This window comes from Bifidobacterium vansinderenii, assembly GCF_002234915.1.
Lineage (GTDB): Bacteria > Actinomycetota > Actinomycetes > Actinomycetales > Bifidobacteriaceae > Galliscardovia > Galliscardovia vansinderenii.
The window spans coordinates 1-16,832 of record NZ_NEWD01000050.1 but is presented as its reverse complement, the minus strand read 5'-3'; the positions used below and the strand labels follow the sequence as shown (position 1 = coordinate 16,832).

Annotated in this window: 12 protein-coding genes; 9 read left to right on the top strand and 3 right to left on the bottom strand. The window is 65.3% G+C overall.

Annotated elements, in window-relative coordinates; all coding sequences use genetic code 11:
* The coding region (locus Tam10B_RS12640) for a histidine phosphatase family protein (protein WP_093961587.1) at positions 1-716 on the top strand (716 nt) is incomplete at its 5' end.
* A gap of 45 nt (positions 717-761) precedes the next feature.
* Here the strand turns inward: Tam10B_RS12640 and Tam10B_RS12635 are convergent.
* Complete coding sequence (locus tag Tam10B_RS12635) at positions 762-2,024, bottom strand: alpha-amylase family protein (protein ID WP_093961590.1); 1,263 nt, start codon at positions 2,022-2,024, stop codon at positions 762-764.
* A gap of 409 nt (positions 2,025-2,433) precedes the next feature.
* Here Tam10B_RS12635 and Tam10B_RS12630 point away from each other — a divergent pair, with 409 nt between their 5' ends.
* The gene (locus tag Tam10B_RS12630) at positions 2,434-3,477 is read left to right on the top strand and encodes a DMT family transporter (RefSeq protein ID WP_093961586.1); all 1,044 of its coding nucleotides are present in this window, start codon (positions 2,434-2,436) and stop codon (positions 3,475-3,477) included.
* Here Tam10B_RS12630 and Tam10B_RS12625 read toward each other — a convergent pair.
* Both Tam10B_RS12625 and Tam10B_RS12620 read right to left on the bottom strand, forming a co-directional pair.
* Positions 3,443-4,207 carry a Fic/DOC family protein gene (locus Tam10B_RS12625; RefSeq protein WP_093961585.1) on the bottom strand — a complete coding sequence of 255 codons (765 nt, stop codon included), beginning with the start codon at positions 4,205-4,207 and terminating at the stop codon, positions 3,443-3,445. The genes Tam10B_RS12630 and Tam10B_RS12625 overlap by 35 nt on opposite strands.
* Positions 4,208-4,259: 52 nt before the next feature.
* Positions 4,260-5,540 (bottom strand): glycoside hydrolase family 3 N-terminal domain-containing protein, encoded by a 1,281-nt coding sequence (locus Tam10B_RS12620; protein ID WP_408606680.1) that lies wholly within the window; start codon positions 5,538-5,540, stop codon positions 4,260-4,262.
* 150 nt (positions 5,541-5,690) lie between these two features.
* Here Tam10B_RS12620 and Tam10B_RS12615 point away from each other — a divergent pair, with 150 nt between their 5' ends.
* The 7 genes from Tam10B_RS12615 to Tam10B_RS12585 all read left to right on the top strand — a co-directional run.
* Positions 5,691-6,440 (top strand): L,D-transpeptidase, encoded by a 750-nt coding sequence (locus Tam10B_RS12615; protein ID WP_233133730.1) that lies wholly within the window; start codon positions 5,691-5,693, stop codon positions 6,438-6,440.
* Between the two features lie 141 nt (positions 6,441-6,581).
* On the top strand, positions 6,582-9,821 hold the full coding sequence (locus Tam10B_RS12610; RefSeq protein WP_093961584.1) for a UPF0182 family membrane protein: 3,240 nt from the start codon (positions 6,582-6,584) through the stop codon (positions 9,819-9,821).
* Positions 9,822-9,897: 76 nt separating this feature from the next.
* Positions 9,898-10,524, top strand: a complete 627-nt coding sequence (locus Tam10B_RS12605) for a GNAT family N-acetyltransferase (RefSeq protein WP_093961583.1) — start codon at positions 9,898-9,900, stop codon at positions 10,522-10,524.
* Positions 10,524-11,123, top strand: coding sequence for an aminoacyl-tRNA hydrolase (pth, locus tag Tam10B_RS12600; RefSeq protein WP_093961582.1), 600 nt, complete (start codon positions 10,524-10,526; stop codon positions 11,121-11,123). The genes Tam10B_RS12605 and pth overlap by 1 nt, the downstream gene beginning before the upstream one ends.
* Positions 11,113-14,727, top strand: coding sequence for a transcription-repair coupling factor (gene mfd / locus Tam10B_RS12595; protein ID WP_093961581.1), 3,615 nt, complete (start codon positions 11,113-11,115; stop codon positions 14,725-14,727). Before pth ends, mfd begins: the two co-directional genes overlap by 11 nt.
* Positions 14,728-14,744: 17 nt before the next feature.
* Positions 14,745-16,217 carry an anthranilate synthase component I family protein gene (locus Tam10B_RS12590; protein ID WP_233133729.1) on the top strand — a complete coding sequence of 491 codons (1,473 nt, stop codon included), beginning with the start codon at positions 14,745-14,747 and terminating at the stop codon, positions 16,215-16,217.
* Positions 16,210-16,832, top strand: a 623-nt coding sequence (locus Tam10B_RS12585; RefSeq protein ID WP_233133728.1) for an aminotransferase class IV, incomplete at its 3' end; no start/stop codon positions are given. The genes Tam10B_RS12590 and Tam10B_RS12585, both read left to right, overlap by 8 nt.

Sequence of the window (16,832 nt, the reverse complement as noted above, 5' to 3'; positions counted from 1 at the left end):
CGGTCCCCGACCGGTCGTGGAGGCTCACCGCCACCGGACGCAAGCAGGCGGACTGCATCGGCCGCTGGCTGGTCTCCCAGCAGCCGCTGTTCGACCGGTATCTGGTCTCCCCGTACGTGCGCACGCGCGAGACCGCGGCCACGATGGCGCTGCCCAAGGCCAAATGGGAGGAGACGCGCGTGCTGCGCGAACGCTCCTGGGGCGAGATCAGCACCATCACCCAGGAGGAGTTCCGCACGAACTACTCGCGCAACTGGATGTTCAAGCGCACCGATCCGCTCTACTGGCGTCCGCCGGCAGGCGAGTCCATCGCCGACGTGGCCGAGGACCGCGTGCACAACCTGCTCACCTCGCTCAACCGCCGCGCCGAGGCGGAATCCGTGGTGGCCGTGACCCACGGCGACTTCATGTTCGCGCTCATGCTTACCCTCGAGGACATCTCCGACGAGGAGTTCCTCCACCGCACGTCGGACGACGCGTGGACGATCACCAACTGCACCTGCCTGCACTACTCCCGCCGCGACCCCAACACCGGACGTACCTCGCAGCGCGTGCGCTGGGAGCAGACCGCCCGCCCCGTGTTCAACGAGGAGACCGGACGCTGGGAGGTGAAGGTGGAGCCGTGGCGCGAGTTCCAGCGTCCGCTGCTCAGCAACGGCGATCTGGTGGACGTGGTCCACGCCGTCGACCACCACCTCGACCAATACACCAAATAGCTTCCACCTTCCGCGAGTCTCCCCCTGATGAGGGAGACTCGCCCGTCAGACTCCCAAGCCGTCCATCCGGTACAACGTCTCGCCGTTTTCGCCGACGATCGTCACCCGCGGCGCATCGGACACGTCGAGCTCCACCGTGAGCGTATGCGCGCCGTCGGCAGGGACCGAACGGTACACGTAATGCTCGTTCGACAGCGTCAGCGTCTCCGTGCGCGCCTCGACCAGCCACGGGTGACGTCGGCGTAGGCCCAGCAGATCCTGATGCGCCCGGTAGATCGGCGCGCCCAGCGCGGACAGTTCGGCGGGGGAGACGGGGAACATCGGCCGGATGTCGTCATCGCCGCCCAGACGCTCCTCTTTGACGCCCGTATACCCCTGCTCGTCGCCGTAGTAGATGCTCGGCACGCCGCCCACCGTCATCAGCACCGCCAGCGCGAGCACCGCCTTGGCCGGCCCCACCTGACTGGCGATGCGCGTCACGTCGTGGTTGCCGATGAACGTCTGCGGTACGAACGCGTCGAGGAACCCGTTGTGCCGATGCAGCGTCCAGTCCAATTCGTAGAAGTTCCGCGTCTTCAGACTCGACCACACGGACTTCCACAACTCGTACTCGGTCACCGAATCCATCGTCGAATCGGCCACGATCCGCGCATAGTCGCCGTGGATCACCTCGCCGAAGATCCACGAATACGGGTGGGTGTGCTTCACCTGCGGCAGCACCTTCGCCCAGAACGACGGATCCGTGGCGTACGCGGCGTCGAGCCGCCAGCCGGATGCGCCGCGATCCAGCCAATGGTTCATCACCCTCGTCACGTACTCCACCGTCGCCGGCGACGAATGATCCAGATCCACCAGACGGTCGTGGCCCTCGAACACCGCCAGCGTGGGACGCCCGTCCGCGCCGGTCTCGACATGAACCAGACCCGCCCACGGACTGTCCGTATCCCCTTCAAGTGCGGCGCGCACCGCGGGGTGGTCGCGGCCGACATGGTTGAACACGCCGTCGAGCACCAGCTGCAGACCGCGCTCGTGGCAGGCTTCGGCGAGCCGATCAAACGCCGGATCGCCGCCCAGACGCACATCCACGTGCATGTGGTCCAACGTGTCGTAGCCATGCGACGAGGACTCGAAGATCGGGCCGAGCAGCAGGCCGGAGACGCCCAGATTGCGGACGTAATCCAGCCAGTCGATCAGCGAGTCGAGCCCACGGCCTCGGAACGTGCGCTCGCCGGCGGGCCGGATTTCGGCGCCGACGAATCCCAGCGGATAGATGTGCCACCAGATGCCGTAGCGGACCCAGTCCGGCATGGGATGCGTGGGCAATGGGAACCGCAGGGGAGTGGGGGCGTTGCCGTCGGCGGCGCTGCCGGCGCTGTCGTGTGATGTCTTCTGTGATGTCATGCCGTCCGAACCGTTTCCGGGGTTCGTGATCGGGCTCGTATGATGTGCAGCGGCCATGGGAAGCCTCCTGTTCCGTGAAGTCGTGAGTCGTTCGTTTCCGTGAAGTGACGTCCCGTTCCTCTTTCTATATATAGTGATTCGACGGTCCGTGCGAACGCAACCGACGCCGCGTGTCTACGATGGCGTTCCATCGATGTCGTTCTGCGGAACGCGCCGGGGAACGAGGCCGGTCCCGATTCGATATAATCTCTTCGGCTGTATCGATATGGGGGTCGCGCGATGGTCGCGGCCGTGAGACAGGTGGGAGCGCAGGGCGATGGCGGAACGCGAGGTTCTGAACGCGACGAATGGTGCGAATCGTGGCATCTCGCCATCGTTGGCCCGTCTGATGCTGTTGACGAACGCGGCCGTGTGGGGATCCGGATACACGATCCTCAAGTTCATTCAGACGACCGTGCCCACCCAGTGGATGATGACGTTCCGACTGGGGGCGGCCGCCATCCTGATGGGCGTGATCTTCCTGCCGAAGCTGCGCAAGATCGATCTGCGCCGGCTGGTCATCCCCGGACTGATTCTGGCGGTCACCTACTGGCTGGGATTCATGTTCCAGCTTGAAGGGCTCAAGACCATCGCCCCGGGACGCAACTCCTTCCTCACCGACACCTACTGCGTGATGGTGCCGTTCCTGATCTGGGCGATCACGCGACGCCGGCCCAACTGGCAGCACATGGCCGCCGCGTTCGTGTGCATCGTGGGCATCGGATTCGTGTCGCTCAGCGAAGGCGCCGCCGCGGGGCTGCTGTCCGTGAGCTTCGGCGACGCCGTGACGATCGTGGGCGCGTTCTTCTTCGCCGCGAATCTGGTGGCAGTGGGCTTCATGGCCAAGAAGTTCGATCCCGTGGCGCTCATGTTCATGGAGTTCGTGTTCACCGCGCTGCTGTTCCTCGGCGGCGCGGTGCTGACCGAACCGTCTCCCGAACCGTCGTGGGCGGACTGGCATATCATCGCCGGACTCGCGTACCTGGTCATCGGTTCCACGATTATCGCGCAGATCTTCCAGACCGTGGCCATTCGCTACGTGCCCACTTCGCAGGCGTCGATCATCCTCAGCACGGAGAGCCTGTTCGGCGTGCTTGTGTCCGTCATCTTCTACGGCGAACGGCTCACCGTGGCCGTGGGCGCCGGATTCGCGCTGATCTTCTGCGCGATCCTGCTGTCGGAACTGCACCTGCCGAAGAAAAGGCGCGCGAAGAACGATAGCCACCATGATGATGGCGTCGCCGAGCGCGCCGATTCAGATCCGGCCGTCAGTGCTGGCAGCGCCGTCAGTGCGCCGGACCCTGATCCCAGCCGGCGATAAGGAACACGCGCGTCGGATTCGCCGGACGCACGATCTCGTCGAACATCTCACAGAATCCAGACAGGTCCCCGTTGTATGCGCTCATCTTGGCGCCGCGATACCGTTCGCGGGTCACCGGGCCCCAGTCGAGATCCCAGCCGGCGGTGTGCGCCAGACGCGAGGCGAAGATGCGCAGCGTCATCGCGTTGCCATAGGCGAAGGGATGCAGATAGCCCAGTTCGTCATAGAAGTGAGCAAGCTTGGTCACGAAGACCGGACGATCCAGACATTTGAGATCGCGGGCCTCGGCGAGTTCCGATGCGATGTTCGCGGCGCCGGTCTCCAGCAGGGCCGCGGGGAAGAACGCCTGGGCGCTGGCGCCGATGCCTCCCGCCGATGCGGCGCTGGTGGTGTCGTGTGTGCGAATCTCGCCGGCGTCGGCGCGCACTCCGCCGAACAACGTGGCATGGATGGCCCGTAGTTCGGCGAGACCGCCGCCCGAGGACGGGCGGCTTGCGAACACCACGGTACGGGCGAACACGGCGTCGCCGAGATCCTTGATATCCCTGCCGTTTCCGGAGCCCGCATCGGCGTCATCCGACGAACACGCCGAGACGAATTCGTCAAGATGAATCATGCCCGACTCGTAGTCCCGGGCGGCCTGCATGGCGCGTCCGCTGATCGTCATCGATTCCAGGGCGCAGTTCTTTGCGGCGAATGCCACCGCACTCATTCGTTCTGCTGGCAACATAATTCGATGATAGCCTTCCTCGCCGGGAAACGTCGGAGAACCGCGGATGGCGTCAGCTCACCAGGCCGGCGTTGACCTTCAGCGTGAGCACGCGCAGCGCCGCCTGATCCACCTGCTGGGCGAACGCGGGATCCGACTGGGCCTTCTGCACCAGGCCGGTGAGAATCGGCTGCACGTATTCGTTCGCGCCGATGCAGATCAGGTCGCCGCCCGCCGACACGAATCGTACGCCGAGCTCCTTGGCCGGGATGGATCCAAGCGCCGCAGCGGACATCGAATCGGAGGTGACCACGCCCTGATATCCCAGCGTGCCGCGCAGATAATCGTTGAGAATCGCCGAGGAGAACGCGGCCGGCTCGTTCGGGTCGATCTGCGAGTAGGTGGCCAGCGACATCATCACCATGTCCGGGTTGGCCTGCAGCGCCTGACGGAAGCCTTCGATCTGCCCTCCGTCCAGCGTGGTGGTCGTGTCGGTGATGCCGGAATCGGTGAAGTCGGTGTTGCCGGTCACGCCGCCGAGACCGGGGAAATGCTTGATCGAGCTCATCACGCCCGCGTCCCGCATGCCGTTGACGAACGCGGCGGCGTGCTGGCCGTTGCCGGCCGCATCCAGACCGAAGTCGCGGTCGAGTGCGCCGATGGGCGCGTTCTGACTGCGGTTGGCCGTCTGCACGGTACCGGCCACAGGCGCAAGATCCACGTTCACGCCGGCGGACTTGAGCTGGGAGCCCCACGTCTTCGCCGATGAGCGAAGATCATCCACGCTCATCTGCCCCTGCTTGACCGCAGACGGCATGGTATCGAATCCCGAACCGGTCAGATGCTGCACCTGACCGCCCTCCTGGTCGGCGCAGATCAGCAGGCCCACACCCGACGTGTACCCCTGCAGTTTCGACGACACCTGCGCTACCGCCGAGGTGCCGCCCTTCCAGTTGCCCAGCAGCAGCACCGATCCCACGTGGTCGTTCTGCACCAGATTCTGCACGTCCGTGGCTCCGTTGCCGGCGAACAGGGGCACCATCATCAGCTGGCCGGCCTTCTGCTCCACGCTCATCGTGGCTAGGATCTCCTTGGCCTTGTCCTGCGCGCTGGGAGCCGAGGTGGTCTGGGAGTCCGTTGACGGCGTGCCGCTCTTGTCGGTGTCCTTTCCGGCGTTCTTCGCGGATTTGGAGCTCGACGGGCTGGACGATGAGGATGCGGATTTTGCGGAGGAATCGTTCCCACTGGGGAACAACGGCATGGAGCAGCCCGCCGTGGCCAGCAGCAGCATGGTGGTGACCGCGAATGCGGCGGCTCGACGGGGGAGGGTGGACAGGGATCGTTGATGCGTCATACAGTCCTTGATAGCACGCCCCCGTTCCAAGGAAACGGGAACACGGTGGCCGCGAGTGCTACCCTATATGACGGTGAATTCGCGTGCCGTGTGATCTGGAAGGGGGCCGGTGCGCAACGGAACGCAGTGCGGACGAACGAGGTGAGGCAAATGGCAGCATCCAACAATGACCGACGTCGCAGGGTACGCGCGATCCGTCTCAACATATTCGCGATGATCGCGTCCTTCCTCCGCCTGTTCGACAAGCCCACCCGCGTGCTCATCGTCTCCTGCGTGGTGTTCACGGTGGCCTCGCTGTGTGTGATCGTGCCCAAGGGGCCGTCCGCGTTCATGGACGGGCAGTCCTCCACGTCGATCGCGCAGGCCGGTGGATCGTCGTCCGCAGCGGCTCGCTCCGCGGCATCTTCGGGGTCCTCGTCCAGGACCAAGCATGCGTTGGCTGTGCCCGCCGCAGTGGATGACGGCTCCGACAATCCCTCATGGATGTTGCCCAGCGGCGGCGACTACGTCGATCTTTCCCAAGTGGACGATCTCAACATCCGAGTGTCGATCGCCGATCAGAAGGTCTACGTCAAGAGCGGCGACACCGTGGTCTACACGATGATCTGTTCCACCGGCATGGACGGTTCCACGCCCACCGGCAGCTATACCGTGCAGAACCGCGGCGAGGATTTCTTCAACAGCGAGGAGAACATGGGCGCCAGGTACTGGGTGTCGTGGGCTAACTACGGCGAGTACCTGTTCCATACCGTGCCCACCGATCAGGACGGCGAATACATCGTCGCCGAGGCCGAAAAGCTGGGCGTGCCCGCATCCCACGGATGTGTGCGTCTGAGCGTCGCCGACGCGAAATGGCTGTACGAGCAGCTTCCCGGAGGCACTCCCGTCGTCATCGAATAGCGTGTCGGACATACGTATATACGTCTCGCGCCGCGGCGTTACGCCGTGGATGAAATCGGGCCGTCGCCAACGGTACAAACGTTTCCCACCGCATTTTCCGCAGTTTTCCAATCTTTTACCAGACTACGGTAAGGTGGATGCATGTCTTTATTCGATATGTTTGGAATCCCCGACCCCTTCGACCCCCGTGACGGTCGACGTGGCTCACGAGGACGGGACGATGACGATCCCACGATCCTCAATGTGACCGTCGACGGCGACGAGCGCCGCGAGGAGCATCGCGGCTCCTCGGGTTCCGGTCGCGGCAACGGCAATGTTCCCCCGAATTTTCCCCGCATCCCGCGTAGCTCGGCCGGAGGCTCCGCCGAGGGCATGAGCCGCGGCAACAAGATCTTCATCGGCGTGGTGGTGGCCCTGCTGGTCGTCGTCGGCCTGGTCTTCGGCCTGTCCCGGTTCATCACCGAGGTCATGTGGTACACGCAGCTCGGTTTCTCCAGCGTGATCTGGACCACCTACGGCGTGCGCATCGGCCTGTGGGCGGCGTACGCGATCCTGGTGGCGCTGGTCGCCTACGTGTCCGCGCTGCTCGCCATCCGGGCCCGCCCCGACTTCGACGACGGCAGCAAGATCCGCATCCGCGACGGCGTGATGGAGATCGAGCCCGGCGTCGGCTCCAAGCTGGCGCGTCGCGTCGCGTTCATCATCTCCCTGCTCGTCGGTCTGGTGTTCGGCGCCCAGTTCAACGCCAACTGGGCCGAGGTGCTCCTGCTGTTCCACAACCAGTCGTTCGGCTCCAAGGATCCGCAGTTCGGTCTCGACACCGGCTTCTACGTGTTCATCCTGCCCGGCCTCAAGCTCGTCGTCATGGCCGTGTTCACCCTGCTGGCCATGGGTCTGGTGTTCTCCGTGATCACCCACGTGCTCATGGGCGGCATCCGACTCGCCATGCCCACGCAGGGACGCTCCATCTTCGACATGACCAAGCGCGCCCGCCGCCAGATCGGCGTCTGGCTCATCCTCTTCTTCCTCGCATGGGCCGTGCGCATGGGTCTCGGCGTGTTCTCCACGCTCACCGAACAGGGCGATCGCATCACCGGCGCCGCCTACGCGTCCGTGCACGCCACCATCCCCGTCACCTTCGTTATGGCCGTGCTCGTCGCACTGCTGGGCCTGGTGATCGGCGTGTGGATCATGACTACCAAGTCGCTGAGCAACGCCACCCCGGCCGCATCCGCCGGCGAGGCGCTCAAGGCATGGCGCACCCCCGTGGTCGCCATCGCCGTGGTCGTCGTCGCCTCCATGCTGCTCACCGTCATCTACCCGGTCCTGCTGCAGCGCTTCAAGGTGAACCCGAACGCGCAGGAGCTCGAATCCACATACATCCAGCGCAACATCGACGCCACCACCAAGGCCTACGGTCTGGACAACATCAAGGTGGAGAAGTACGACGCCACCACCGCCGGCCAGTCCGGCGCACTGGCCTCCGACGCCGAATCCACCGCACAGATCCGACTGCTCGACCCGCAGGTCGTCTCCCCGACGTTCAAGCAGCTGCAGCAGTCCAAGCAGTACTACACCTTCGCCGACACGCTCGCCGTGGACAAGTACGAGATCGACGGCGTGAGCCAGGACACGGTCATCGGCGTGCGCGACATCAACCTCGCCGGCAACGACAACCGCAACTGGGTCAACGACCACACCGTGTACACGCACGGCTACGGCGTCGTCGCGGCCTACGGCAACAAGGTGACCGCCGACGGCCAGCCCGAGTTCTTCGAATACGGCGTGCCCACCCAGGGCAAGCTCACCGAATCGCAGAAGTACGAGCCGCGCATCTACTTCTCCCCGAACTCGCCCGACTACTCGATCGTCGGCGCACCCAAGGGCACGTCATCCTGGGAGTTTGACTACCCGACCGGCTCGCAGGGTGCCACCACCACGTTCACCGGCAACGGCGGACCGAGCATCGGCAACCTGTTCACCCGCATCCTGTACGCGATCCGTTTCGGATCCGACCAGATCCTGTTCTCCGACCGCGTGAACGACCAGTCGCAGATCCTCTACGATCGCGACCCGCAGACCCGCGTCGCCAAGGTGGCGCCCTACCTCACGCTCGACGGCCGCGTCTACCCGGCCGTGGTGGACGGCCGCGTCAAGTGGATCGTCGACGGCTACACCACCTCCGACGCCTACCCGTACTCGCAGAAGACCGATCTGGGCACCGCCACCACCGACTCGCTGACGGAGACCTCCAACACCGTCAAGGGACTCGGCTCCCAGGAGGCCAACTACATCCGCAACTCGGTCAAGGCTGTGGTCGACGCCTACGACGGTTCGGTCGACCTGTACGCATGGGACACCGACGACCCGGTGCTCAAGGCGTGGGAGAGCATCTTCCCCAACCAGTACAAGCCGATCTCCGAGATCAGCGGCGACCTGATGAGCCACATGCGCTACCCCGAGAGCCTGTTCAAGGTGCAGCGCTCGCTGCTCGCCCAGTACCACGTCACGAGCGCCAACCAGTTCTTCTCCGGCGAGGACTTCTGGCAGACGCCCACCGATCCGACGGAGTCGAAGAAGGACCAGGCCGCAGGCATCAAGCAGCCGCCCTACTACCTGACCATGCAGACCCCGGGAACCAAGGAGCCCACGTTCTCGCTCACCTCCACCTACATTCCCGCGGGTTCGTCCACCAGGGAGATCCTCACCGGATTCCTGTCCGTGGACTCGGACGCGGGCAGTGAGAAGGGCGTGATCGGCAAGAGCTACGGTACGCTGCGACTGCTCGAACTGCCCAAGAACACCAACGTCCCGGGCCCCGGCCAGGCGCAGAACAACTTCAACGCCAACGCCGACGTGTCCAAGGAGCTCAACCTGCTCGAATCCGGCTCCACCAACGTGGAGCGCGGCAACCTGCTTACCCTGCCGCTCGGCGGCGGCCTGGTGTACGTGCAGCCGGTGTACGTCAAGTCGAGCGGCTCCACCAGCTATCCGCTGCTGAAGAAGGTGCTCGTGGCGTTCGGCGACCAGGTCGGATTCGCCGACACGCTCGACGAGGCGCTCGACCAGGTGTTCGGCGGAGACTCCGGCGCCTCGGCCGGCGACGCCGCCGACGGCTCCTCCTCGACGTCGACCCCGTCCACGGATCAGCAGAACGGTTCGTCGGATTCCGGCAAGTCCGACGCGTCCGGCGACCAGTCCTCAGGCTCCTCGGGCACGGCCACGATGTCGCCCGAGCTCCAGCAGGCGCTCAAGGACGCAGGCCAAGCCATGCAGGACTCCGACACCGCCATGAAGAACGGCGACTGGAGCGCCTACGGCGAGGCCCAGCAGAAGCTGCAGGAGGCTCTGAACAAGGCCATGCAGCTGTCCGGGCAGTGACCGTGACGTGGTCGCGATCCGCGCCTGACCAGTAAAGGCCTCCGCCGGGTGTTCTCCCGGCGGAGGCCTTTTTCCTATGCCGGTATACACTGTTGCCGTGCAGTTATTGAATGAGACCTATTCCACCACGTATTCTCAGGGACGGACCATCGTGATCCGCGACGCCGTGGACGCCGATCTGAACGACATCACTCGTATCTACAACATGGCGGTCGTTGTCGGCGGCAGCACGGCCGACCTCACCCCGCGCAACCTCGACCAGCGTCGCGAATGGGTGTATTCGCACAATCCCCGTGACCAGTACCCGGTCGTCGTCATCGAGGTCGACGGCAAGGTGGCCGGATTCGCGTCCCTGTCGAAGTACCACGCCCGTGCCGGCTACTCCGACATCACCGAGTTCAGCTACTACGTGGACAAGGCCTACGCCAAGCAGGGCCTGGGCACCATGCTGGTCGACTGGCTGGTCAAGGCCGCCACCCGCATCGGCTTCCGCATCGCCGTGTGCGTGGTGTTCGCCGACAACGTGGGCTCCACCGCGCTCATGCACAAGTTCGGCTTCGAACGCTACGGATACCTGCCCGCGGCGTGCTGCAACGGCACCCGTCTGCTCGACGTGGCGTACTGGTACAAGAACCTCGACGAGTTGCGCGACGACTCCGATCATACGAACGAGAACACCGACACCAACGAACAGGGGAAGTGATGGCATCCGATTTCTGGCTGATCGCAGGACTGGGCAATCCCGGTGCGAAATACGAGAGCACGCGCCACAACATGGGCTTCATGTGCGCCGACGTGCTCGCCGAACGCTGGTCGGTGAATCTTTCCGACCACAAGGGACTCGCCAAGCTCGGCAAGGGAGTGATGTCGCTCGGCGGGCAGAGGGTCAAGTTCTTCCTCGCCAAGCCGCTGACCTACATGAACGAGTCCGGCAACGCCGTCTCGTCGATCAGCGCCTACTATGACATCCCCGCCGAGCACATCGTGGTGATCCACGATGACATGGATCTCGACTTCGGCCGCATCAAGGTCAAGGCCGGCGGCTCGGCCGGCGGACACAACGGCATCAAGTCCATCGACCGTTCGCTCGGCACCAACAAGTACTCCCGCGTCCGTCTGGGCGTCGGACACGCACAGCGCGGCCCGCACGCGCACGACAACACGGTCAACTGGGTGCTCGGCGGATTCTCCCCCCAGCAGCGCAAGCAGCTGCCCGAGTTCCTTGCCGACGGTGCGGACGCCGCCGAGACGATCATCATCGACGGACTGAGCCACGCCCAGGAGAAGTTCAATGGCCGATGAGCGTACCGCCGGCACGGTCGACGGCACGCTCGCCCCACTGCTCGCCGCCCTTGCCGGCGACAGGTCGTTCTCCGACATCGTGAACGGGGGAGGGGACACGGGATCTGCCGCGGCTCTCGAACCGCAGCTGACCATCGGTGCGCCGCTCGGCATCCGTCCGGCGCTGGCCGCGGCCGTGTGCGCGGCCGACGACGGCGTCTCCGTTGATGCTCGCCGAACCGTGATCATGGTGGTGCCGTCGAGCCGCGACGCCGAGGAGGCCGCACAGTCGCTGCGCTCCTGGTATGCCGGCAACCCCAACGACATCGCCGTGCTGCAGGCATGGGAGACGCTGCCCCATGAGCGGCTTTCGCCGCGCAGCGACACCGTGGCGAGCCGCATGGCCGTGTTCCGCCGCCTCGCCCATCCGCAGGACGGCGACGACATGTTCGGCCCCATTCGCATCCTCGTCATGCCGGTCCGCTCGCTGATCCAACCGGTCGTTGCCGGACTGGGCGACGTGGAACCCCTGGTGTTCCGCCCCGGCGTGGAGCTGGCGCTCGACGACGCCGTGCGGAGGCTGATCCGCAACGCCTACACGCGTACCGAACTGGTCATGGACCGTGGTGAATTCGCCGTACGCGGCGGCATCCTCGACATATTCCCGCCCACCGCTGCCCACCCGGTACGCATCGAGTTCTTCGGCGACGAGATCGATACGATCCGTGAATTCCACGCCTCCGATCAGCGCACCTACGGCGACAACGTGACCGCCATCTGGGCCACGCCATGCCGCGAACTGCAGCTCACCGACGCCGTGCGCACCCGTGCCAAGTCGCTGATCGACCAGATCCCCGCCGCATCGGACATGCTCGAATCGATCGCCCAGGCCATTCCGGTGGAAGGCATGGAATCGCTGCTGCCGGCGCTCGTGGACGATCTGGCTCCCGTCGCGTCGCTGCTGCCGTCCCGTTCGGTCGTCATGCTGTGCGACCCGGAACGACTGCGTCGCGCCAGTGAGGACCTGAACAAGACCGCCGACGAATTCCTCGCCGCCAGCTGGCACGTGGCCGCGTCCGGCAACGGGTCCGGCGCGCCGATCAGCTTCGACGAGGCCAGCTTCATCGACTACGACGACGCCGTGCGCTCCCTGATCGTCTCCGACCGTCAGGTCTGGCAGCTCACCGACTTCACGGTGGACGATTCCCGCGACGGCCACGTGCAGCTCGCCGCCGAGGCCCCCGACGAATACCGTGGCGTGGAATCCCGCGCCACGGCCGGCGTGGAGGGACTGCTCGAACGCGGCATGGCCGTCACGGTCACCGCCGCGGCGAAGGGCACGCTGTCCCGTCTGCGCCGCGCGCTCGACATGGCCGGCATCGCCAGCATCGACTATGTGCCCTCGTGCGCGGTCGATGGATTCATTGACGCGGCGGCCGGCGTGGCATTGCTCACCGAACGCGATCTGACCGGCAAGTCCGGCGTGGCCGCCCAGGCGAAGACCCCCAAGCGTCGCCGCAAGGCCATCGACCTCATGGAGCTCAAGCCGGGCGACTACGTGGTGCACGACCAGCATGGCATCGGCCGGTTCATCGAGATGCGCCAGCGCACGATCGGCGCCGGCAAGGCCCGCTCCCAGCGCGAGTACTTGGTCGTGGAGTATGCGCCCAGCAAGCGCGGCGCCCCGGCGGACCGTCTGTTCATCCCCACCGATCAGCTCGACAAGGTCAGCAAGTATGTGGGCGCCGACGTGCCCAAGCTCAACAAACTTGGAGGCTCCGACTGGGCGGCCACCAAGGAGAAGGCCCGCAAGCACGTCAAGCGCATCGCCCAAGATCTGGTGAAGCTCTATTCGGCGCGCCAGCATGCGAAGGGCTTCGCGTTCAGCCCCGACACCCCGTGGCAGAAGGAGCTTGAGGACGCCTTCCCGTATCAGGAGACCGCCGACCAGCTCACCACCATCGATGAGGTGAAGGCCGACATGGAGAAGCCCGTGCCGATGGATCGTCTGATCTGCGGCGACGTGGGCTTCGGCAAGACCGAGATCGCCCTGCGCGCCGCATTCAAGGCCGTGCAGGACTCCAAGCAGGTGGCCGTGCTCGTGCCCACCACGCTGCTCGTGCAGCAGCACTACGAGACCTTCACCGAACGGTTCGAGGGCTTTCCCGTGAACGTGGCCGCCATGAGCCGGTTCCAGACCGCCAAGCAGCTCAAGGAGACCACCGAAGGGCTGGCCGCCGGAACCGTGGACGTGGTGATCGGCACGCACAAGCTGCTCAGCCCCAAGATCCGGTTCAAGGACCTCGGCCTCGTCATCATCGACGAGGAGCAGCGCTTCGGCGTGGAACACAAGGAGGCGCTTAAGGCGCTGCGCACGAACGTGGACGTGCTGAGCCTGTCGGCCACGCCCATCCCGCGCACGCTGGAGATGGCGATCACCGGCATCCGCGAGATGTCCACGCTCGCCACGCCCCCGGAGGATCGTCTGCCGGTGCTCACATACGTGGGCGCCTACGAGGACGCGCAGGTCACCGCCGCAATCCGGCGTGAGCTGCTGCGCGGCGGACAGGTGTTCTACGTGCACAACCGCGTGGACGGCATCGACCGGCTCGCCGCGCATCTCAAGGAGCTCGTGCCGGAGGCGAACATCGGCATCGCGCACGGCAAGATGGGCGAAAAGCAGCTCGACGCAGTGATCCGCGACTTCTGGCATCGTGACATCGACGTGCTGCTGTGCACCACGATCATCGAAACGGGACTTGACATCTCCAACGCGAACACGCTGATCGTGGACCACGCCGACCGGTTCGGCCTCTCCCAGCTGCACCAGCTGCGCGGCCGCGTGGGTCGAGGTCGCGAGCGCGCCTACGCGTACTTCCTGTACGACCCGTCCAAGACGATGACGCAGACCGCGCACGACCGTTTGGCCACCATCGCGCAGAACACGGCACTCGGCTCCGGATACGATGTGGCCATGAAGGATCTCGAACTGCGCGGCACCGGCAACCTGCTCGGCGGCGAACAGTCCGGACACATCGAAGGCGTGGGATTCGACCTGTATGTGCGCATGGTCTCCGAGGCCGTGGAGGAGTACAAGGAGCCGGACCGCAGGGAACCGGTGTCGGTGACCGTCGACCTGCCGGTGGACGCGTCGATCCCCGAGGAATACATCGACTCCGACAAGCTCAGGCTTGAGGCCTACCGCAAGATGGCCGCCGCGCGCGACGAGAACGACTTCCGCGAACTGCGCGAGGAGCTCACCGACCGATACGGCACGCCTCCCGCACAGCTCGACACGCTCTTCGCCGTGGCCCGCCTGCGCGCCCGCGCCCGTGAGCTGGGGCTCGAGGAGATCGTGACCCAGGGGCGCAACGTGCGCGTCGGCAGGATCGATCCGCCCGAATCGGTGGCGATGCGCATGGCGCGCATCTACAAGGGACTGCAATACCGTCCGCTCACCCACCAGTACCTGATTCCGGCTCCGTTCCAAGGCTCTATGGGGTCTGGCCCCATGGACTCCCAGGGCGTGCTCGACTGGGCGAACCAGCTGCTCGACGATCTGTCGTGGAAGCATCGCCCGCATGCGTCCGCCGTGGCCAAACCGTCTAAGTCTGCCGGGGCATGATCGGAGAGCGCACCGTGATGACGGATCTTCGTATACGTTCGCTGCCGCACCGTCCGCTTGCCGACATGGCCGCGGCGCTCGCCGACGGGCGTGTCATGATGCTGCTGCATTCGGCCAGGGGAGGCCGGTATACGATGCTCGGCCTGTATCCCTATCGTCGGCTGATGCAGATCGGCGGCGACGTGGTCGACGAGTCGCTGGCCTGCGACGGTCGGTGGGCCGGTCGTGCCGTGCCCGGCGATGCGTTGACCGTGCTGGGCGACTGGCTCGCCGGATACTGTGCGGAACGTCCAGCGCCGGTCGTGGCCGACCCCGTCACGGGATTGCGCCTGCCGATGGCCGATGGCGTCATGGGGTTCATGTCGTACGACGACGGTCTGCGTCGTGACGGCATCCGATCCCGTCATGACGGGCCGGTCATGCCCGACGCCGCCTGGTGGTGGTTCGACGTCATCCTCGTCGAGGACCATGCTGCCGGTACGGTCACGCTGGTCGATCGTCGACATGTGCCGGGCGCGGCCGATCGCGTCGTCGAACTGTGGGATGGCGCCGGCGGCAACGAAGACGATGGGTCCGCTGAACACGGTGGCCCGCGTTCGCATGGCGCGGCCGTCGAAAGCGCCGACGCGTGCGCCACGTGGACGTCCGATCACGATCGTGGCTCGTACCGTTCCGGCATCGAGGCGCTGCTTGGACACATGCGCGACGGCGACATCTACGTGACGAACTATTCGCTGCGACTGCATGTCGACAGTCCCGTCACACCGCCTGTCATGTTCGACCGTCTCCGCGCCGACAACCCGGCGCCGTTCATGGCATACGTCGACGCCGGCGACTGGCAGATCATCAGTTCGTCCCCCGAACGGTTCCTGGAAAGCCGTGGTCGTCACGTCGTCACCCGGCCGATCAAGGGCACCCGTCCGCGCGGCGGCACCCCGGACGAGGACGATCGTCTGCGCGCGGAGCTCGAGCATTCGTTCAAGGACCGCAGCGAACTGCTCATGATCACCGATCTGGAACGCAACGATCTCAGCCGCATCGCCGTCCCCGGAACCGTGGCCACCACCGGATTCGCCGAACTGGAGACCTACCCGCATGTCTTCCATCTGGTCTCCACCGTGGAGGCGGACATCGCTCCCGGCCGTTCGATCACGGACGTGCTGAATGTCATGAGTCCGGGCGGGTCGATCACCGGCGCGCCCAAGCACAGCGCCATGACGCTGATCGACTGCTACGAACGCAGTGCGCGCGGCGCCTATACCGGCAGTCTCGGCTACATCGACGCATCGGGGGACTGTGACCTGAGCATTCTGATTCGCATGGCGATACATCAGGGGAAGGCCCGTGTCGGCGGCGCGTATAGTATCGGCGGTGGCGGGGGAGTGACGCTCGATTCGGATCCGGACTTCGAGTACGACGAGGCCATGCAGAAGACCGAGGCCCTCCTGTCCGCCTTGGGGTGCGACATGCGAAAGGGATGGCATGACTGAATCGAACGATGACGAACGGCACGTGACGGAACCGACGGAGGAGACCACGGCACAGTCCGATGCCGAGAATGAGAACGCCGAATCGCACGGGGACGAGAACAGGCCCGCCGCTAGGATGATCGCCATGGACGACGGCTACCAGTTCGGTCTCGGCGTATTCGAGACCATGGCGCTGCGCGCCGGCCGGATCATGATGCTCGACAGGCATCTGGACCGTCTGCGCAAGGGCGCCGAGGCGCTGAACATCACCGCACCGAGCGACGACGACCTGCGCTGGCTCCTCGGCGAGCACCTGCATCAGGCCGGACTGGAGGGAAGTCCGTCCGCCGTGGTCAAGGTCATCGTCTCCGAGGCGAACACCGTGATCACCGATCGAGCGAACCCCTACGACGACTGGGAGCCGGGCCACGCCCTGCGTCTTGAATGGTGCGAGTCGCGGCGTAACGAACGCTCCCCGCTGACCTACCACAAGACCCTCAACCAGGGCGACAACATCCTCGAATTCCGCAAGGCGCGCGAACGGGGATTCGACGGAGCGGTGTTCCTCAACTCCCGGGGCGAGGTGTGCGAGGCCACCAACGCGAACCTGTTCTTTGTCAGGGACGGACGCTGGTA

Coding starts and splice junctions, on each gene's coding strand:
- Tam10B_RS12620 (WP_408606680.1), bottom strand. CDS start 5,540: ATGACGCATCAACGATCCCTGTCCACCCTCCCCCGTCGAGCCGCCGCA.
- Tam10B_RS12635 (WP_093961590.1), bottom strand. CDS start 2,024: ATGCCGGACTGGGTCCGCTACGGCATCTGGTGGCACATCTATCCGCTG.
- Tam10B_RS12625 (WP_093961585.1), bottom strand. CDS start 4,207: ATGTTGCCAGCAGAACGAATGAGTGCGGTGGCATTCGCCGCAAAGAAC.
- Tam10B_RS12610 (WP_093961584.1), top strand. CDS start 6,582: ATGTCTTTATTCGATATGTTTGGAATCCCCGACCCCTTCGACCCCCGT.
- Tam10B_RS12605 (WP_093961583.1), top strand. CDS start 9,898: ATGCCGGTATACACTGTTGCCGTGCAGTTATTGAATGAGACCTATTCC.
- pth (WP_093961582.1), top strand. CDS start 10,524: ATGGCATCCGATTTCTGGCTGATCGCAGGACTGGGCAATCCCGGTGCG.
- Tam10B_RS12615 (WP_233133730.1), top strand. CDS start 5,691: ATGGCAGCATCCAACAATGACCGACGTCGCAGGGTACGCGCGATCCGT.
- Tam10B_RS12630 (WP_093961586.1), top strand. CDS start 2,434: ATGGCGGAACGCGAGGTTCTGAACGCGACGAATGGTGCGAATCGTGGC.
- mfd (WP_093961581.1), top strand. CDS start 11,113: ATGGCCGATGAGCGTACCGCCGGCACGGTCGACGGCACGCTCGCCCCA.
- Tam10B_RS12590 (WP_233133729.1), top strand. CDS start 14,745: ATGACGGATCTTCGTATACGTTCGCTGCCGCACCGTCCGCTTGCCGAC.